13 protein-coding genes and 1 riboswitch are annotated in these 15878 nt (G+C 69.8%); of the genes, 6 read left to right on the forward strand and 7 right to left on the reverse strand.

Features of this window, described 5'->3' with window-relative positions; genetic code table 11:
* Positions 1-34: 34 nt before the first annotated feature.
* The 3 genes from PKF00_RS24160 to PKF00_RS24170 all read left to right on the forward strand — a co-directional run bounded on the left by PKF00_RS24160 (position 35) and on the right by PKF00_RS24170 (position 1780).
* Positions 35-832 carry a class I SAM-dependent methyltransferase gene (locus PKF00_RS24160; protein WP_271219906.1) on the forward strand — a complete coding sequence of 266 codons (798 nt, stop codon included), beginning with the start codon at positions 35-37 and terminating at the stop codon, positions 830-832.
* A gap of 19 nt (positions 833-851) precedes the next feature.
* Positions 852-918: riboswitch (guanidine-III (ykkC-III) riboswitch) on the forward strand.
* A 17-nt stretch (positions 919-935) separates the two neighbouring features.
* Positions 936-1259, forward strand: coding sequence for a DMT family transporter (locus tag PKF00_RS24165; RefSeq protein WP_271219907.1), 324 nt, complete (start codon positions 936-938; stop codon positions 1257-1259).
* Positions 1260-1408: 149 nt separating this feature from the next.
* The gene (locus PKF00_RS24170) at positions 1409-1780 is read left to right on the forward strand and encodes a VOC family protein (protein ID WP_271219908.1); all 372 of its coding nucleotides are present in this window, start codon (positions 1409-1411) and stop codon (positions 1778-1780) included.
* A gap of 9 nt (positions 1781-1789) precedes the next feature.
* Here the strand turns inward: PKF00_RS24170 and PKF00_RS24175 are convergent, their stop codons facing one another.
* Entirely contained in the window at positions 1790-2257 is a 468-nt protein-coding gene (locus PKF00_RS24175) for a hypothetical protein (RefSeq protein ID WP_271219909.1), read from the reverse strand.
* Between the two features lie 268 nt (positions 2258-2525).
* Between PKF00_RS24175 and PKF00_RS24180 the strand changes: the two genes are divergently transcribed.
* Positions 2526-3860, forward strand: coding sequence for an erythromycin esterase family protein (locus tag PKF00_RS24180; protein ID WP_271219910.1), 1335 nt, complete (start codon positions 2526-2528; stop codon positions 3858-3860).
* Positions 3861-4083: 223 nt separating this feature from the next.
* Complete coding sequence (locus PKF00_RS24185; RefSeq protein ID WP_271219911.1) at positions 4084-4533, forward strand: GNAT family N-acetyltransferase; 450 nt, start codon at positions 4084-4086, stop codon at positions 4531-4533.
* Positions 4534-4545: 12 nt separating this feature from the next.
* Here PKF00_RS24185 and PKF00_RS24190 read toward each other — a convergent pair whose 3' ends face one another.
* From PKF00_RS24190 to PKF00_RS24205, 4 genes are all read right to left on the reverse strand, one after another.
* Positions 4546-5127 carry a PadR family transcriptional regulator gene (locus PKF00_RS24190; protein ID WP_271219912.1) on the reverse strand — a complete coding sequence of 194 codons (582 nt, stop codon included), beginning with the start codon at positions 5125-5127 and terminating at the stop codon, positions 4546-4548.
* Between the two features lie 47 nt (positions 5128-5174).
* A complete protein-coding gene (locus tag PKF00_RS24195; RefSeq protein ID WP_271219913.1) occupies positions 5175-7226 on the reverse strand; it encodes a molybdopterin-containing oxidoreductase family protein in 2052 nt (683 codons plus the stop codon).
* A gap of 203 nt (positions 7227-7429) precedes the next feature.
* Entirely contained in the window at positions 7430-8986 is a 1557-nt protein-coding gene (locus PKF00_RS24200) for a M28 family metallopeptidase (RefSeq protein ID WP_271219914.1), read from the reverse strand.
* A 380-nt stretch (positions 8987-9366) separates the two neighbouring features.
* Positions 9367-9804: an RpiB/LacA/LacB family sugar-phosphate isomerase gene (locus PKF00_RS24205; protein WP_271219915.1), complete on the reverse strand. Its 438-nt coding sequence runs from the start codon at positions 9802-9804 to the stop codon at positions 9367-9369.
* 97 nt (positions 9805-9901) lie between these two features.
* Here PKF00_RS24205 and PKF00_RS24210 point away from each other — a divergent pair, with 97 nt between their 5' ends.
* The gene (locus PKF00_RS24210; protein WP_271219916.1) at positions 9902-12328 is read left to right on the forward strand and encodes a lysylphosphatidylglycerol synthase transmembrane domain-containing protein; all 2427 of its coding nucleotides are present in this window, start codon (positions 9902-9904) and stop codon (positions 12326-12328) included.
* Positions 12329-12415: 87 nt separating this feature from the next.
* Here PKF00_RS24210 and mgrA read toward each other — a convergent pair whose 3' ends face one another.
* Positions 12416-13444 carry an L-glyceraldehyde 3-phosphate reductase gene (gene mgrA / locus PKF00_RS24215; protein WP_271219917.1) on the reverse strand — a complete coding sequence of 343 codons (1029 nt, stop codon included), beginning with the start codon at positions 13442-13444 and terminating at the stop codon, positions 12416-12418.
* The gene (locus PKF00_RS24220; RefSeq protein ID WP_271219918.1) at positions 13441-15501 is read right to left on the reverse strand and encodes a S9 family peptidase; all 2061 of its coding nucleotides are present in this window, start codon (positions 15499-15501) and stop codon (positions 13441-13443) included. Before PKF00_RS24220 ends, mgrA begins: the two co-directional genes overlap by 4 nt.
* Between the last annotated feature and the right edge of the window lie 377 nt (positions 15502-15878).

Raw genomic sequence — 15878 nt, forward strand, 5'->3', positions numbered from 1 at the left:
GGCGGATCGGATCCGGCTCTTCTAGGCTCGTCGCATGGACGAGCGGTGGCGCGCGGACCTCGCGCTCTGGGGGATCCCCGACGAGATCGCGGCGCGGGCGCGGACCGATCCCTGGGGCCACTCGCCCGCGCGGTTCGCCGAGCGGACGGAGCGGGCGCTCGCCGAAGCGGAGGGGCCGACCCTGAGGCGGATCGCCGAGGCGCTTCCCCGGGGAGGGAGCGTGCTGGACGTCGGCGCGGGCACCGGGGCGGCGTCGCTGCCGCTGGCCGCGAGCCTGGGGGAGCTGGTGGCGGTGGACACCTCCGACGGGATGCTGGCCGAGCTCGAGTCCAGGGCGGCGGAGCTGGGCGTCCCCGTCAGGGTCGTCAGGGGGCGCTGGCCCGACGTCGCGGCCGTGACCCCGGCGGCGGACGTGGTGGTCTCCGCCCACGTCGTCTACAACGTCCCCGACCTGGCGGCCCTCCTCGCCGAGCTCTCCGGCCACGCCAGAAGGCGGGTCGTCCTCGAGCTCACCGAGCGCCACCCGATGAGCTGGCTCAACCCGCTCTGGGCGCACTTCCACGGTCTCGTCCGCCCCGAACGGCCCACGGTCCACGACGTGATCGCCGTCGCCGAGGCGCTCGGCCACCAGGTGCGCCACGAGGCGCGCCTGGCCCCGCTGACCCGCTTCGCCACGCTGGAGGAGCTGGCGGAGAGCGCCTGCAGGCGGCTCTGCCTTGACCGGGAGCGGGCCGGCGAGGTCGTCGCCGCGGCGGTCGCGCTCGACATGTGGCCGCTCCCGCGCGACCGGTGGTTCACGCTCTGGTGGGACTCGGAGCGGGAATCACGGTGACGTCCGCCGCGTTCCTCCCGAAGAGCGCTCACGAGAGACGCTCCCGGACGAGACGCGCCGTACCCGGTCGGAAAAGACGACGCTCCTGATGGAGGGAGCCGTCATGGCATGGGTCGTCATCGTCGTCGCCGGTCTGTTCGAGGTCGCGATGGCCTATTCGCTCAAGATGAGCCACGGGTTCTCCGTACCGCTGCCCAGTGTCGCGTTCTTCGTCTTCGCCGCGCTCAGCTTCGGTCTTCTCGCGACGGCCCTCAAGAGCCTGGAGGTCGGTACGGCCTACGCCGTCTGGACCGGCATCGGCGCCGTCGGCACCGCGACCCTGGGCATGCTCGTCCTGGGCGACGACGCGTCGCCTCTCAAGATCGCCTCGATCGCCCTCATCCTCGCGGGAGTCGTCGGGCTCAACCTCGCCGGAGGCGGGCACTGAGGGGCCCTGCTGGGGACACTGCGGGGGCCCTGCTGGGGGCACCGAGGGGGGCGCTGAGGGGGGCGCTGACGGCGGGCGTGCTCCGCGTGCCGGGCCACCGAGCCGTAACCGGCTTGACGTTATAGATGGTGTCGCGGTTGGGTGGGGGCATGATTGACGTTCACTATGTGACCTTCGACTGTGCCGCGCCGTACGAGCTGGCGACCTTCTGGAGCCGGGCCACCGGCTGGGAGATCCATCCGGAGACGGAGAAGGACGACGACGAGGTCCTCGTCCTGGGCAGGCCGAACCTGCTGTTCATCAGGGTCCCCGAGGGCAAGACGGTCAAGAACCGCGTGCACCTCGACGTCACCGGCTCGGACGGCACCACCCGCGACCAGGAGGTCGAGCGGCTGGCCGGGATCGGCGCCACGGTTCAGGACGACCGGCGCAACCCGGACGGCACCGGCTGGGTGACCATGCTCGACCCCGAGGGAAACGAGTTCTGCGTCTGCCGCGCCGACTACGAGAAGAAGCCGTGACGGCCGGCGTCAGTGGCCCTGGGGCAGCGAGGGGCGTCCCCGTCCCCTGAGCGTCAGAGCCAGGACCGCAGTGATCAGGTACACCACGACGCCACCCTGCAGCGCGTCGAACGCCGCGCCGAACACGCCCTCGTCGTCGACGATGAGCTGCACCGGATACATGAGCGCCGCGGCGCCGAGAGCGGGGTAGAGCGAGAACCGCCAGGGCTTGCGGAGCGCCCACAGGCGGGCCTGCCGCGTCACCCGGTCGCCGGAGTTGGGCTTGCCGACCGAGCCGATGGCCGCGATCAGCGCGAACAGGCCGATGCCGAGCGACAGCGCCCAGGTGAGGCTCGCCGGTCCCGGCAGGATCGCCCCCAGGCCGAAGCTGGTGGCGGCGACCACGCCTCCGGTCACCGCGGCGACCCTCCAGGGAGCTCCGCGAAGGGCCGCGCCGGCGAGGGACATCTCGTCACGTCGAGTCAGTTCGTCGTTCATGCCTCAAGACTGCCTTTCCACCCCCCCTGTCCGCATCGGGGAGGAACCCTGATCCTTCCCCTACCTGTTGTATCCGGGGTCCCGTTCGCGCTGGTGGCGCGACCCGGGCCCGGGGACGGCCAAGGCGTGGGGAGTCTCGCTCGGCACGGTGTCCCCCCGAGGGGAGGGGGGGCAGCACTACCACGATGGACCGGTCTGCCGGATCGAAACGTCCGGCGCCGATCCCTAGTTTTATGGGCGTCCGGTAACACCAACCGAAGGAACACCCATGAGGAAGACTCCCCTGCGTCGCGGCCTGCTGGTGGCGGTCGCCTTGGGCGCCCTGGCCGCTCCCGCGCTGGCCGCTCCCGCCCTGGCCGCTCCCACGTCGGCGTCGGAGACACCGGAGGAGCGGGTCGTCGCGGGCCTTGAGCGTTACGCCCACCCACTGAGCAGCACACGACCGGACATGCCGGGACATGACCTGAAGGCGCTGTCGGCGCTGGTCCGTGACGCGGAGATCGTGGGAGTCGGTGAGGCCACCCATGGTTCCAATGAGTTGTTCACCCTGCGGCACCGGCTGTTCCGGTACCTGGCGACCACACAGGGCTTCACCACCCTCGCGCTGGAGGCGCCCTGGTCGGCCGGCGTCCGCCTGGACGAGTACGTGCGCACCGGCAAGGGCGACCTGCGCACGATCCTCAAGGAGGAGGGCGAGACCGCCGGCGGCGTGTGGAGCACCGAGGAGTGGCTGGACCTGTACTCCTGGATGCGCGACTACAACCGCACCGCCCGCACCAAGCTGCGGGTGATGGGCTTCGACATCAGTGACGTCAACCCGCAGCAGTACCGGCGGATCCTCAACTGGGCCGAGGAGCACGAGCCTTCGATCCTGCCCGAACTGCGCCGCCGCTACGCGAAGCTGCTCGCCCTTCCCGGTGGTGCGAAGGAACGGGTCGACGCGCTGTTGGCTCTTCCCCCGGAGCAGCTCAAGGCCGTGGCCGAGGACGCCGAAGCCGCCTACCACCTGGTCGAGAAGGCCGGCAAGGTCAACCCCTACGTGCTCCAGGAGGCCCGCGTCATCTACCAGATGACCAAGGTGTACAGCTCGGAGGGGTCCGAACTGCACCGTAACCGCGACCGGTTCATGGCGGAGAACACCATGTGGTGGAAGCGGCACACCGGCCTGAAGATCGTGGCCGCCGCGCACAACGGGCACGTGACCTACCTCTCCCCCTACCCGCAGCACTACCCCGTCACCCAGGGGGCCCAGCTACGTGCCATGGCCGGGCGTGCCTACGTCGCCATCGGCACCTCCATCCACAGCGGCGGATTCCGGGCCATCAATCCCGACAACGGCAAGACAGAGAACTTCGACACGGGGGCCGCGGGGCCGGACAGCAACGAGCACGTCCTCGACAAGGTGCGCCATCGCGACTACTACGTGAGCCTGCGCCAGGCGGAGCGTGACCCGGCCACGCGCAAGTGGCTCGACACCGCCCGCCCGACGTTCACCGTGCCGGCCACCTACCTCCCCGAGATGTTCAAGGCGCCGCTGGCCCTGGGGCAGGCGTACGACATCGTGGTTCACCTCCACCGTGTCAAGGCGGCCAACCCCCTGTAAGGATGCTTGACGCTTTCGCCGGTGAACTTCTCGGCGCACGGAGCCGGAGCGGCCGCCGTTCTCCGAGGAGGCGTTGGGCCTGCTGGACGTCGGAGTGCCGGTTCTGGACGGCTCGAAGACACCCCGTATTCGCATTGAGGGCGCCCTGCCCTTGGCCCCGGATACAGCAGGGAGGAACACCCTGATCCGCCCCTGACCCCCGTCCCTCGATAGGTTGGCCCTCATGTCGATGACCTTCCGTACAGCCGGGATCGGCGACGTCCCGCTGATCGTGGCCCTGCTCGCCGACGACGCGATCGCCGCGGCGCGTCAGGGAGCCTTCGGCGAGGAGCACCGTGCGGCCTTCGAGGCGATCGACGCCGACCCCAACAACGAGCTGATCGTCGCCGACCTGGACGGCGAGGTCGTGGGCACCATGCAGCTCACCTACATCCCCGGCATCTCCCGCAGGGGCGCGCTCAGGCTGCAGATCGAGGCGGTCAGGATCGCCGCGCCCCTGCGGGGCCGGGGGCTGGGCAGACGGATGATGGAGTGGGCCGTCGAGCGCGGCCGGGCCAGGGGCTGCGCGCTGGTCCAGCTGACCACGGACAAGACCCGCAAGGACGCGCACCGGTTCTACGAATCGCTCGGCTTCGTCGCCTCCCACGAGGGCTACAAACTCGCACTGGGCTGACCGCGGGGCGGCTCACATCTCGCACCAGGCCGCCCCGGAGGCCGCACGGGGAGCGCGCTCCGCGCCGAGCTGTTCGATCATCCAGCGGCACCAGGCGATGCGGTGGTTCTCGTAGCTGATCCCGCACCAGAGGGCGGCGTAGTCGCCGAAGCTCTGGCTGTCGGAGCCGGGCACTCCCGCGAACGACGCCCGTTCGTCCTCGTAGGCCGCCAGCCGTCGCTCGTGCTCCTCGAGCTGGGCCTGGAAGAGCTTGGCGAGCTCGGCCGGGTCGGCGAGCCAGGCGGCGTAGGCCTTGAGCGCCAGCTCGTCGCGTTCGGGACGCGCCTGCGGAGGCTCGACCGCCCACTCCCGCAGCGCGTCCCGCCCCTTGCCGGTGATGGAGTAGATCTTCTTGCGCTGTGGCCCGGGACCGGGGACCTGCTCGAAGCTGACCAGCCCGGCGGCGACCATGCGCTGCAGCTCCGGGTGGATCTGGCTGTGCCGCGCCGTCCAGAAATATCCCAGGGGGCGCCCCATGGAGCAGGCCAGCTCGTATCCCGACCTCGGCTTGCGCGCAAGCGCGGTGAGGATCGCGTATCCGAGTGTGGAGGTCATCGCGGCAGGATCTCACGGGCCGCTGACGTGCGGCACCGTATCTTTACCTATGTCGACTCAGACATAGTCGCTGGTTCCCTCCCGTCGCACGGGGCGCAAGGGGCCACCTCGACCAGGTTGTCGTGATAGACGGCGCCCCGGCCCATGTCGGCGTCACGCTCGTCCACCACGGCGTTCACCGTCGAGCCCCCGGCGCTCAGCTTGCGCCAGTGCCCCTTCGTCGAGGCGACGACGCCCGGCCTCACCCGGTCGCTCACCTCGACCACGGCCTCGAATCCGCCGTTCGCGTTGAACACCCTGGCCCGATCCCCGTCGCTCAGCCCCCTTCGCGCGGCGTCCTCGGGGTTGACCACGACCCTCGGCCCCTTCGAGCGCCGCAGCAGCTCGGGATTGTTGCCGAAGACGGTGTTGAGGAACGTGTGCGAGGCGGGGGTGAGCAGCGCCAGGGGGTAGGGGCCCTCTCCCGCCAAGGCCGTGTGCGGAGGCACGTAGGCCGGCCCCGAGCCGAACTCCAGCCTTCCCGAGGGCGTGGGGAAGCCGTCGGCGAAGGGCGCGAACGGCCTCGCCACGTTGAGCCTGACCCACCCCTCCTTGCGCAGCCGGTCGACCGTGATCCCGTCGAGCGACGGATGCCCCGAGGCGAGCAGCTGCTCGGCCAGCTCCAGGTCGGAGTCGTACAGGGACGGCTCGGTGAGCCCCATGTGACGGGCCAGGCGGCGGAACGTCTCCGTGGTCGACAGGCACTCGCCCGGCGGCTCGACCGCGGGCTCGTTCCACACGAGGTACATGTGCCCGTAGCCCGCGTGCAGGTCGGTGTGCTCGACCTGCATGGTCGCGGGCAGCACGATGTCGGCGTAGTCCACGGTGTCGGTCGGGAACTGCTCCATCACGACGGTGAACAGGTCCTCGCGCAGCAGCCTCTCGCGGACGCGGTTCTGGTCGGGGGTCGAGCCCATCGGGTTGGCCGCGTACACCCACAGGCACTTCACCGACTCGTCCAGCCCCTCGGCCAGCCGGGTCATCGTGAGCTGCCTGACCGGGGCGGCGAGCAGGTCGTCGCGGGTGTCGATGTTCAGGTGGAAATGGCCGCTGGTCGAGTAGGCGACGCCGCCGCCCGGATGACGCCAGTCACCCGTGACCCCGGGAATGGCGGCGATCGCGCGCATCGCGGCCCCGCCGCCCGCGTGCCGCTGGATCCCCATCGTGGCCCGGATGCCGGTGGGGCGGGTGTGCGCGAGCCGTACCCCGAGGGCGCGGACGTCGGACGCGGGCAGCCCGGTGATCTCCGCGACGCGCTCGGGGGGATACTTCAGGATCTCCGCGCGGAAGTCCTCCCAGCCGTTGGTGCGCTCCGCGAGGTGGTCGCGGTCCTCCGCGCCCTCGGACAGGACCACGTTCAGCAGCCCGAGCGCCAGGGCGGCGTCCGTGCCGGGGCGGATCTGCAGGTGCTCGTCGGCCTGCTCGGCGGTCCTGGTGCGGATCGGGTCGATCGCCACCACGTGAGCCCCCGCCGCCCGCGCCTCCTGGACGAACTTCCACAGGTGGTGGCCGCTGGTCAGCGTGTTCGTGCCCCAGAGCAGGATCAGCCTCGACAGGGCGAACGTCTCGGGGTCCATCCCGCCCGGGGTGCCGTTCGTGCGCTGGAGGCCGGTGTTCCCGGCGGTCGAGCAGATGTTCAGGAAGTGCCGCGACGCGCCGAGGACGTTCCAGAAGCGCCTGCCCGCGACGCCCTCGCAGCCCTGGAGGTAACCCAGCGTGCCGGTGCCCAGATAGGGCCAGATCGCCTCGCCGCCGTGCTCCTCCACGATCGCGCGCAGCCGTACGGAGATCTCCTCGAGGGCCTCGTCCCAGCTGATCCGCTCGAAGCGGCCCGACCCCTTCGGGCCGACGCGCCGCATCGGGTGGAGGACGCGGTCCGCCGCCCCCGCGTGCTCCAGGTAGCGGTTGACCTTCACACAGAGCGCGCCGCGTGTGTAGGGATGGTCGGGGTTGCCGCGCATCCCGACGGCCTCGCCGTCCCTGACGGTCACCACCCACGAGCACGTGTCGGGGCAGTCGAGCGGACACGCCCCGAGAACACGCAGTTCACCCAGTGCCATGCCCCCGACTCTAGTCAGGCGCGCGCGGTGCGAACGCGTGGGAAGGCCGGCGGGGGAGAACGGGAAGGGGGCGCGGCCCGCAGAGCCGCGCCCCCTTCGTCGACACGGTCACGCGGGCCGCACCTCCTTGCCGATGCGGTTCCGCGAGCCGTACCCCCTCCGTCCGGGACGACGGCGCCGACGCGTCGTCCCGGACGGGGACGTCACTTCTGCACGCCCCCGTGGTCGTGGTCGTGCCCGAGACCGCCGCCGCCGGTTCCCGGCTGGGTCGAGCCGGGAGCCGAGGCGCCGCCGGGCAGGGTGGGGCTGTAGGCGTAGACGAACGCCGCCGTCGCGATCGCGCCGGTGTTCACCGCGAGCGCCTTGTCGTTGATGTTGGCGATGGTGTCGCAGGCCTGGTGGTAGCACTTGTCGTAGGCGACCCCGGCCTCACCGCCGAACGTGGCGGCCTCCTCCGGGGTCTTGACGCCCTCGGCGCCGGTGAACAGACCGCCCGCGGGGATGCCCGCCGCGATGAAGGGGCCGTAGTCGGAGCGACCCGTGAAGTCGGTCCCCTTGTACGGCTGGCCGACCGCCTTGAAGTACGACTCGAAGAGCTTCTCGATCTTGTCCGATCCGGGGGGACCCGCGGGGGCGCCGGTGTGGTCGGAGTCGTCGCCGTCGTAGATCCCGAAGACGTAGTTCGGCGAGGCGATCATGTCGAAGTTCAGGTAGAGCTTGATCTTCGCCTTCTCCGCGGCGGACAGGTTCGCCACGTAGTGCTGGGAGCCCAGCAGGTTCAGCTCCTCCGCGCCCCAGAAGGCGAAGCGGAGCTTGTTCCTGGTCGGCAGGGAGTTGGCCTTCAGCGCCGTCTCCAGCACGCCCGCGCTGCCCGAGCCGTTGTCGTTGATGCCCGGCCCCTCGGTCACGCTGTCCAGGTGGCCGCCGAGCATGACGACCTTGTCGGGGTCGCCCCAGCGGCTCTCCGCCAGGACGTTGCGCGTCTTGCGGTGCAGGTCGCTCTCGGCGTTCACGGTGAGCGTGACCTTCGTGCCCGCCGCCGACAGCTCCTCGCCCGCCGCGAAGGTGGTGCCGACGACGGGGATGTGCGTCGTGGGCTCGTTGAGCGTGCCGCCCAGCAGGACGCGGCGGTCGTTGGGGCCCTCACCCGGCTGACCCTCGTTGAAGATGATCACACCGGAGGCTCCGGCGGCCTCGGCCAGCTCGGCCTTGATCTGGAAGTTGCAGGTGCCGCGCTGCAGCAGCGCGATGTTGCCGGGGGTGAACCCGGCGAAGTCGCTCGCCTCACAGCCCGAGGTCGAGCTGGGCGTCGGGCTCGGCGGCAGCGTCAGGTCGACCGCCTGCACCGCGGCGGTGACGTTCCCGGAACCGGAGTACGTCATCGGCCTGAAGTCGGTGTTGGACACGTAGGTCTTGGCGTCCGGCGCGACCCGGTTGAGCACGGGCTTGCCGAGAACGCGGAAGAACGGGAACTCGAACTCCTGCAACGTCACGTTGTATCCCGCGGCACGCAGCTTGCCCGCCACGTAGGCGACCGACGCCTCGTGCCCCGGGGTCCCCGAGGCGCGGATGCCGCCGTTGGCGGTGGCGATCTGCTGGAGCTTCTCCAGGTGCCGCTTGACGGAAGGCGCCTTGACGGTCCTGCTGAAGGCCGCCGGGTCGGGCTCCGCCCTGGCCGCGGTGGCGGAGACGATGGGCAGGCCCATGGCCGAGACCGCGGTGACCGCGGCCAGCAGGCCCTTGTACGCGCGTGCGCGCATGCGAAACTCCTCTAACGAGAGTGGAGCAGGAAATCCCCCGTGATCGCGATAAGCGGAACGTAGTATGGATAATCACGATCTTTAAAGACCGGCCCCACATTTGTTATCGAGCGGAGTCGAATCAGCGTTCGGGGTGTTCCCCAGCGCCACTTGACGGTCGTGGTGTCACTGGCGTAAGGCTCACGATCGTGCGCCGTCACGCGCCACGCCACGGCCTGTCGTCCGGAGCGGTCCGCACCGTACCGGGCGACGAGTGGTCGTCAGGAGTGGCTATGGTCGAGTGCGGTGAAACCGGGACGACGGCGAGCGGTCTGCGGCGCATGATGATCAGCTTTTCAGGCCGCTGCCCGCCCTTGCCAGCATCGCCGCATTTCACCAGGTCAATTCTCAATCTCGGATAGGTACGCGATGTTCGCCAGATCGGTTTCGTCCGGGCTGACCCCTTCAGCGAACCAGGCGTCCAGGATCTCCTCCAGCAGCGGCGCCGACGTCAGCCGGAGGCTTATCGCCAGCACGTTGGCGTCGTTCCAGCGCCTGGCCCCTGCGGCCGTCGCCGCGTCGGGGCACAGGGCCGCCCGCACGCCCCGCACCTTGTTCGCCGCGATCGACGCCCCCGTCCCCGTCCAGCAGCACACGACCGCCTGGTCGGCGACGCCCGAGGCGACGTCCTCCGCGGCCCGCGCGCAACACCACGCCCAGTCGGCGCGCTCGTCGGCCACGGCGCCGTGCAGGATCACCGTGTGCCCTCTTCTTTCGATCTCGGACGCCAGGATGGGGGCCACTCCGTCAAGGCTGTCCGAGGCCAGTGAGATACGCATGCCTCCGATTGTGGACACTGGAAGAGAAGATCGGTGACATACCCGTAATGAAGCTCGGTAACGCACCTGCGATGCGGAACGTGCAGAATCGCTGGCGGTGACGGAAATCAGGGAACGTGACGAAGTGGCGTCCGTCGACGGCACGAGGCCGGAGACGGACGGCGATCCCGCCGTGCTCGTCGTCGAGCCGCTGCTGCCCCAGCGCATCCGCAGACCGTCGGACCTGCTGCGCTTCCTGGCCACCCTCCTCGGGCTCGTGGCCGTGGTGCTGCTCGCCCTCGTCGCGAAGAAGACCCTCAACGGCCTCGAAGGCGACGTCATCGACGGCACGAACCGGGCGCCCTTCCTGCTCAGCGGCCTGGTCGGTGTGCTCAGCGGCGCCGCCATGCTGGGGGTGCCCACCGCGTACGCCATCGAGAGGGTTCTTCACCGCGATGGCCTGCGAGTCGCCGAAGGCCTCTTCGCGGCCATCGCGGGCATGGTCCTGTCCTTCGCCCTCGGCGAGTGGATCCTCAGCGCCGGCCCCGAGGACCTGCGGCTGCTGCTGACCGGCGACAGAGCCGAAGTCGAACCGCTCAACACGCTGCTCACCTCGATCATCGCCTACGTCACCGCGGTGCGCATATCCCGCCGCCCGACCTGGCGGGCGGCCCTGTGGAGCGCGGTCGCGCTCAACGCCATCGCGCTCTTCGCCGCGACGGCGGCCACCATCCTCGGCATCGTCGTCTCCATCCTGGTCGGCCTCGCCGTCGGCTACGCCACCCTGTACGGCATCGGCAGCCCCAACACCAGGCCGCCGGGCAGCGCGGTCGTCGCGACCCTCGCCAAGCTCGGCTTCATCCCGGTCAGGGCGCGCAGGCTGGACGACGACCACCAGAGCAGCAGACGGTACGCCATCGGCCTCAAGGACGGCAGCAGCCTCGACGTCACCGTCCTCGACCGAGACCTCCAGGTCGCCGGAGTGCTCTACCGCATCTGGCGGCGGATCCGCCTCAACACCGAGACCCGCCGCAGAGCCATCCGCTCCCTCCGCGCCGAGCTGGAACGCGAGGCCCTGATGGCCTACGCCGCCCAGGCCGCGGGGGCCAGCACGCCCAGACTCGTCGGCACCAGCGAGATCGGCACCGAGGCCGCCCTGCTCGCCTACGAGCACACCGACACCCGCGCGCTCGACGACATCCCCGACGAGGAGATCGACGACAACCTGCTCGCCCAGATCTGGGAGCAGGTCCTGCTCCTGCAGGTGCAGCGGCTCGCGCACCGGAGGCTGACCGGCGACAGCATCCACGTCGACAGCGAGGGCCGCGTCATCCTCATGGACGCCCGCAGCGGCGAGATCGCCGCCGGAGACCTCCTGCTCCGCCTCGACATCGCCCAGCTGCTCACCTACCTCAGCCTGCGGGTGGGAGCCGACCGCGCGGTCGCCGCCGCCGCGGCCGTGGCGGGCCCGAACGTGCTGGCGGGCGCCCTCCCGCTGCTCCAGCGGATCGCACTGGCCCGCGAGACCAGGGCCGCCCTCAACAAGGACAAGGAGCTGCTGACCGCGATCCGCGAGCGGATCGTCGCACTCGAGCCCAAGGTCGAGGCCGAGGAGGTCCGCCTGGAGCGCTTCCGCCCCAGGACCCTCATCACCATCATCGCCAGCGCCTTCGCCGCCTACTTCCTGGTCTACTACCTCACGCAGATCAACCTCAACGTGATCACCTCGGCCAAGTGGGGATGGACCGGCGTGGCGTTCGCCGCCGCGATGCTGAGCTACGTCGCCGCCGCGCTCATGCTGAGAGGCTTCGTCCCGGAGAAACTCCCGCTGGGCCGTACGGTGCTCGTCCAGTTCGCGGGCTCCTTCGTGAAACTGGTCGCCCCGGCCGCGGTGAGCGGCGTCGCCATCAACACCCGCTACCTGCAAAAGCGCGGCATCCCCCCGGGCCAGGCCGTGGCCAGCGTCGGAGCCTCCCAGCTCATCGGCCTGGTCTCGCACATCATGCTGCTGCTGCTGTTCGCCTACATCACCGGATCGAGCGCCGCCACGTCGTTCACCCCGTCGCGCACGCTGGTGTTCGTGCTGCTGGCCGTGGCCGTGGTGATCCTGGTCATCATGAGCGTCCCACGGCTGCGCAGGCTGTTCGCCGCGCGGCTGCGCTCGCTGTTCTCCGGGGTGATCCCCCGCCTGCTGGACGTGCTCCAGTCACCCCGGAAGATCATCGAGGGGTGCCTCGGCACCGTGATGCTGACCATCTTCTTCGTGGTCTGCCTCGACGCCTCGGTCCGCGCCTTCGGCGGCTCGCTCAGCTTCACCGCCGTCGCCATCGTCTTCCTCGCGGGCAACGCCATCGGCTCCGCGGCGCCGACCCCGGGCGGCCTCGGCGCGGTCGAGGCGTCCCTCACGGTCGGCCTGACCCTCGCAGGCCTTCCCCGAGAGATCGCCCCGTCGGCCGTCCTGCTGTTCAGGCTGCTCACCTTCTGGCTGCCCGTGCTCCCTGGCTGGGCCTCGTTCACCTACCTGCAGCGACACGACGCCCTGTAGTTCTGCGGCGCCTGGCGGCAGCGCGGGGCTTGGGCGCGCCCGAAGGCCGGGAGACGGGTCCCTGGCCGCAGGCGCGCCCGGGGTCTTTCAGGCCTCGCTGGAGCGGGCCCAGCGGTTGACGCCCGACTCCACCGCGTCCCTGTCGATCGCCTCCAGCTCCTCCGCGGTGAACGACAGGTTCCGCACCGCCCCGAGGCTGTCCTCGAGCTGCCGGACGCTGCTTGCGCCGATCAGCACCGAGGTGACCCGCCTGTCGCGCAGCGCCCACGCCAGCGCCATCTGCGCCAGGGACTGGCCGCGTCCCCGCGCCATCTCGTTGAGCGCGCGCACGTGCCGCATGGTCTCCTCGGTCAGCATCTCCGGGGTGAGGAAGCGTCCCAGGGAGGCACGCGACCCCTCGGGGACGCCGTCGAGGTAGCGGTCGGTCAGCATGCCCTGCGCCAGCGGCGAGAAGGCGATGCAGCCCGCGCCCTCCTCCTCCAGGACGTCCAGCAGCCCGTCCTCGATCCACCGGTTGAGCATCGAGTAGGACGGCTGGTGGATCAGCAGCGGCGTGCCCATCCCCCGCAGGATCCGCGCGGCCTCCGCCGTGTGCTCGGGGGAGTACGAGGAGATGCCGGCGTACAGGGCCTTGCCCGAGCGGACCGCGTGGTCCAGCGCGCCCATCGTCTCCTCGAGCGGCGTCTCCGGGTCGAACCTGTGGCTGTAGAAGATGTCGACGTGGTCGAGCCCCATCCGCTCCAGCGACCTGTCCAGGCTGGACAGCAGATACTTGCGCGACCCCCACTCGCCGTAGGGGCCGGGCCACATGTCGTATCCGGCCTTGGTGGAGATGACCAGCTCGTCGCGGTATCCCGCGAAGTCCGCCCTGAAGTGCCTGCCGAAGTTGGTCTCCGCGGAGCCGTACGGCGGGCCGTAGTTGTTGGCCAGGTCGAAGTGGGTCACCCCCAGGTCGAACGCCCTCCTGAGGATGGCCCGCTGGGTCTCGAAGGGCTTGTCGTCGCCGAAGTTGTGCCAGAGCCCCAGCGAGACGGCGGGCAGCTTGAGCCCGCTCCTGCCGACCCTGTTGTACGGCTGCCGCCCGTCGTATCTGCCCTCGTCCGCGACGTAGGTCACCGCTCCACCTTGGCCGTGTCGAGGATCCAGGAGAGCACGAGGGCCTCCTCCCGCCAGGAGTCGTATCTGCCGCTGCGACCTCCGTGCCCCGCGCCCATCTCGGTCTTGAGCAGGAAGGGACCGCCCCTGGCGGTGTCACGGAGCCTCGCGACCCACTTGGCGGGCTCGTGGTAGAAGACGCGGGTGTCGTTGAGGCTGGTGATCGCCAGGATCGGCGGGTAGACCCGGTCGTCCACGTTCTCGTACGGGGTGTACGACTTCATGTACTCGTACACCTCGGCGTTGTGCAGCGGGTCGCCCCACTCGTCCCACTCGATGACGGTCAGCGGCAGCGACGGGTCGAGGATCGTGTTCAGCGCGTCCACGAACGGCACCTCGGCGACCACGCCGGCGAAGGTCTCCGGTGAGATGTTGGCCACCGCCCCCATGAGCAGCCCGCCCGCGGAACCGCCCCTCGCGATGACCTCGCTCGACCAGTTCTCCGCCTTGAGGTGCTCGGCGGCGGCGACGAAGTCGGTGAAGGTGTTCTTCTTCTTCTGGAACTTGCCGTCCTCGTACCAGCGGCGGCCCATCTCGCCGCCTCCCCTGACATGCGCGACGGCGAAGACGAAACCCCTGTCGAGCAGGCTGAGCCTGGCCACGGAGAACGACGGGTCGATCGAGATCTCATAGCTGCCGTAGCCGTACAGCACGGTCGGCGCGGGCCGTTCCGTCCCCTTCCTGGCCACGATCGAGATGGGGACGCGAGTGCCGTCGGAGGCCGTCGCCCACTCGCGGAACTGCTCGTAGTCGGCCGGGTCGTAGCCGCCCAGCACGGCCTTGCGCTTCAGCAGGATCAGCTCGCGCGTCCGCAGGTCGTAGTCGTAGACCGAGGGAGGGGTGACCATGCTGGTGTAGCCGAGGCGCAGCCGCTCCGTGGCGAACTCCGGGTTGCCCGAGGGAGCCACGTCGTAGAGCGGCTCGGGGAAGGAGATCTCGTACGGCTCCGCCCCCTGCGGCAGGATGCGGATGCCGGTCAGTCCGTCGCGGCGGAAGTGCACCACGGTGTGGCTCTGGAAGGCGTCGACGTCCAGGAGCCTGGTGTCCGCGCGGTGCTCGATCAGCGGCGTCCACTCACCCGGGGCGTCGAGCGGAGCCGTGGCGAGCTCGAAGTTCTCCGCGTTCCGGTTGTGCAGGACCAGGAAGCGGTCTCCCGCGTGGTCGAGGCCGTACTCGACTCCGACCTCCCTGGGCCTGACGAGGCGGAACTCACCCGTCGGATCGTCCGCCTCCAGGATGCGGACCTCGCTCGTGATCTTGCTGCCCGCCGACAGCACGAGGTAGCGCTCGCTGCGGGTCAGGCCGATGCCGATCCAGAACCGCTCGTCGCTCTCCTCGTGGACGAGCACGTCCTCCTCGACGGAGGTGCCGATCGTGTGCCGGTGGATCCGGTTGGGCCGCCAGGCCTCGTCGACGGTGGTGTAGAAGAACGCGCTGCCGTCCGCGGCCCACGCTCCGCCGTAGAAGATGCCGGGGATCTCGTCGCCGAGGACCTCGCCGGTCGTGAGGTCCTTCACCCTCAAGGTGAAGCGTTCGTCGCCGGTGAAGTTGACGGAGTAGGCAAGCCTGGTGCCGTCGGGGCTGACCGAGCTGGTGCCGATGGAGAAGAAGTCGCTGTCCCCGGCCAGCTCGTTGCCGTCGAGCAGGACCTGCTCGCCGGGGAGCGGCTCGCCGGCCTTCAGCTCGGGAGGAGCCTCCCCGTCCGCCGCGACCCGGCACTGGATGCCGTACTGCTTGCCCTCCTCGGTACGCGAGTAGTACCACCAGCCGTTCTTCCTGGAGGGCACGGACAGGTCCGTTTCCAGGGTCCGAGTCTTGATCTCCTGGAAGATCGCCTCTTGCAGGGGTTTGAGATGGGCGGTCGCCTGCTGGGTGTAGGCGTTCTCCGCTTCGAGGTAAGCGATCGTCTCGGGGTCGTCCTTGACCGTCAGCCACGCGTAGTCGTCGACCACGGTGTCCCCGTGGTGCACGCGCTCGCTGGGAACCTTCTTCGCCCTGGGCGGTGTCTGACTGCTCACCCAGCCGAGTCTATGTTTCCCGCGGCTCCGGCCTCGGATCTTCGTCGCGGGCTTCGCCGTTACGTCCCGAGCGGTCGTGGGGGACTGCTAATGTTTTGGCGTCGGCAAGGTTCGGCACAAACCACTCCACTCACTCCGGTGATCCGGCGTGGCTTGTTCTGTGTTTGTCGACGACCCCTTCAAACCAACGGCTTTGAAGATCGGTTCGCAGAGCCGCTCAGAGGCTGGTAAGTTTGAAGGGTTGCTCCGGAGACGGGGCGGTCTGAATTCCCTTCAGGCAGGCTTGATCGAATCAAATGGATCCGAACGGATCGGTTTGACACGAAAAAGCGGGTCTGAAAGAATAAAGACACAACGAAATGAACGAAACGAAACGC

It is taken from the genome of Streptosporangium carneum (assembly GCF_027922005.1).
Classification (GTDB): domain Bacteria; phylum Actinomycetota; class Actinomycetes; order Streptosporangiales; family Streptosporangiaceae; genus Streptosporangium; species Streptosporangium carneum.

What these genes read in the sequence shown, in the direction of transcription:
- PKF00_RS24160 (WP_271219906.1), top strand. Translation starts at nt 35, where the DNA reads ATGGACGAGCGGTGGCGCGCGGACCTCGCGCTCTGGGGGATCCCCGAC.
- PKF00_RS24165 (WP_271219907.1), top strand. Translation starts at nt 936, where the DNA reads ATGGCATGGGTCGTCATCGTCGTCGCCGGTCTGTTCGAGGTCGCGATG.
- PKF00_RS24170 (WP_271219908.1), top strand. Translation starts at nt 1,409, where the DNA reads ATGATTGACGTTCACTATGTGACCTTCGACTGTGCCGCGCCGTACGAG.
- PKF00_RS24175 (WP_271219909.1), bottom strand. Translation starts at nt 2,257, where the DNA reads ATGAACGACGAACTGACTCGACGTGACGAGATGTCCCTCGCCGGCGCG.
- PKF00_RS24180 (WP_271219910.1), top strand. Translation starts at nt 2,526, where the DNA reads ATGAGGAAGACTCCCCTGCGTCGCGGCCTGCTGGTGGCGGTCGCCTTG.
- PKF00_RS24185 (WP_271219911.1), top strand. Translation starts at nt 4,084, where the DNA reads ATGTCGATGACCTTCCGTACAGCCGGGATCGGCGACGTCCCGCTGATC.
- PKF00_RS24190 (WP_271219912.1), bottom strand. Translation starts at nt 5,127, where the DNA reads ATGACCTCCACACTCGGATACGCGATCCTCACCGCGCTTGCGCGCAAG.
- PKF00_RS24195 (WP_271219913.1), bottom strand. Translation starts at nt 7,226, where the DNA reads ATGGCACTGGGTGAACTGCGTGTTCTCGGGGCGTGTCCGCTCGACTGC.
- PKF00_RS24200 (WP_271219914.1), bottom strand. Translation starts at nt 8,986, where the DNA reads ATGCGCGCACGCGCGTACAAGGGCCTGCTGGCCGCGGTCACCGCGGTC.
- PKF00_RS24205 (WP_271219915.1), bottom strand. Translation starts at nt 9,804, where the DNA reads ATGCGTATCTCACTGGCCTCGGACAGCCTTGACGGAGTGGCCCCCATC.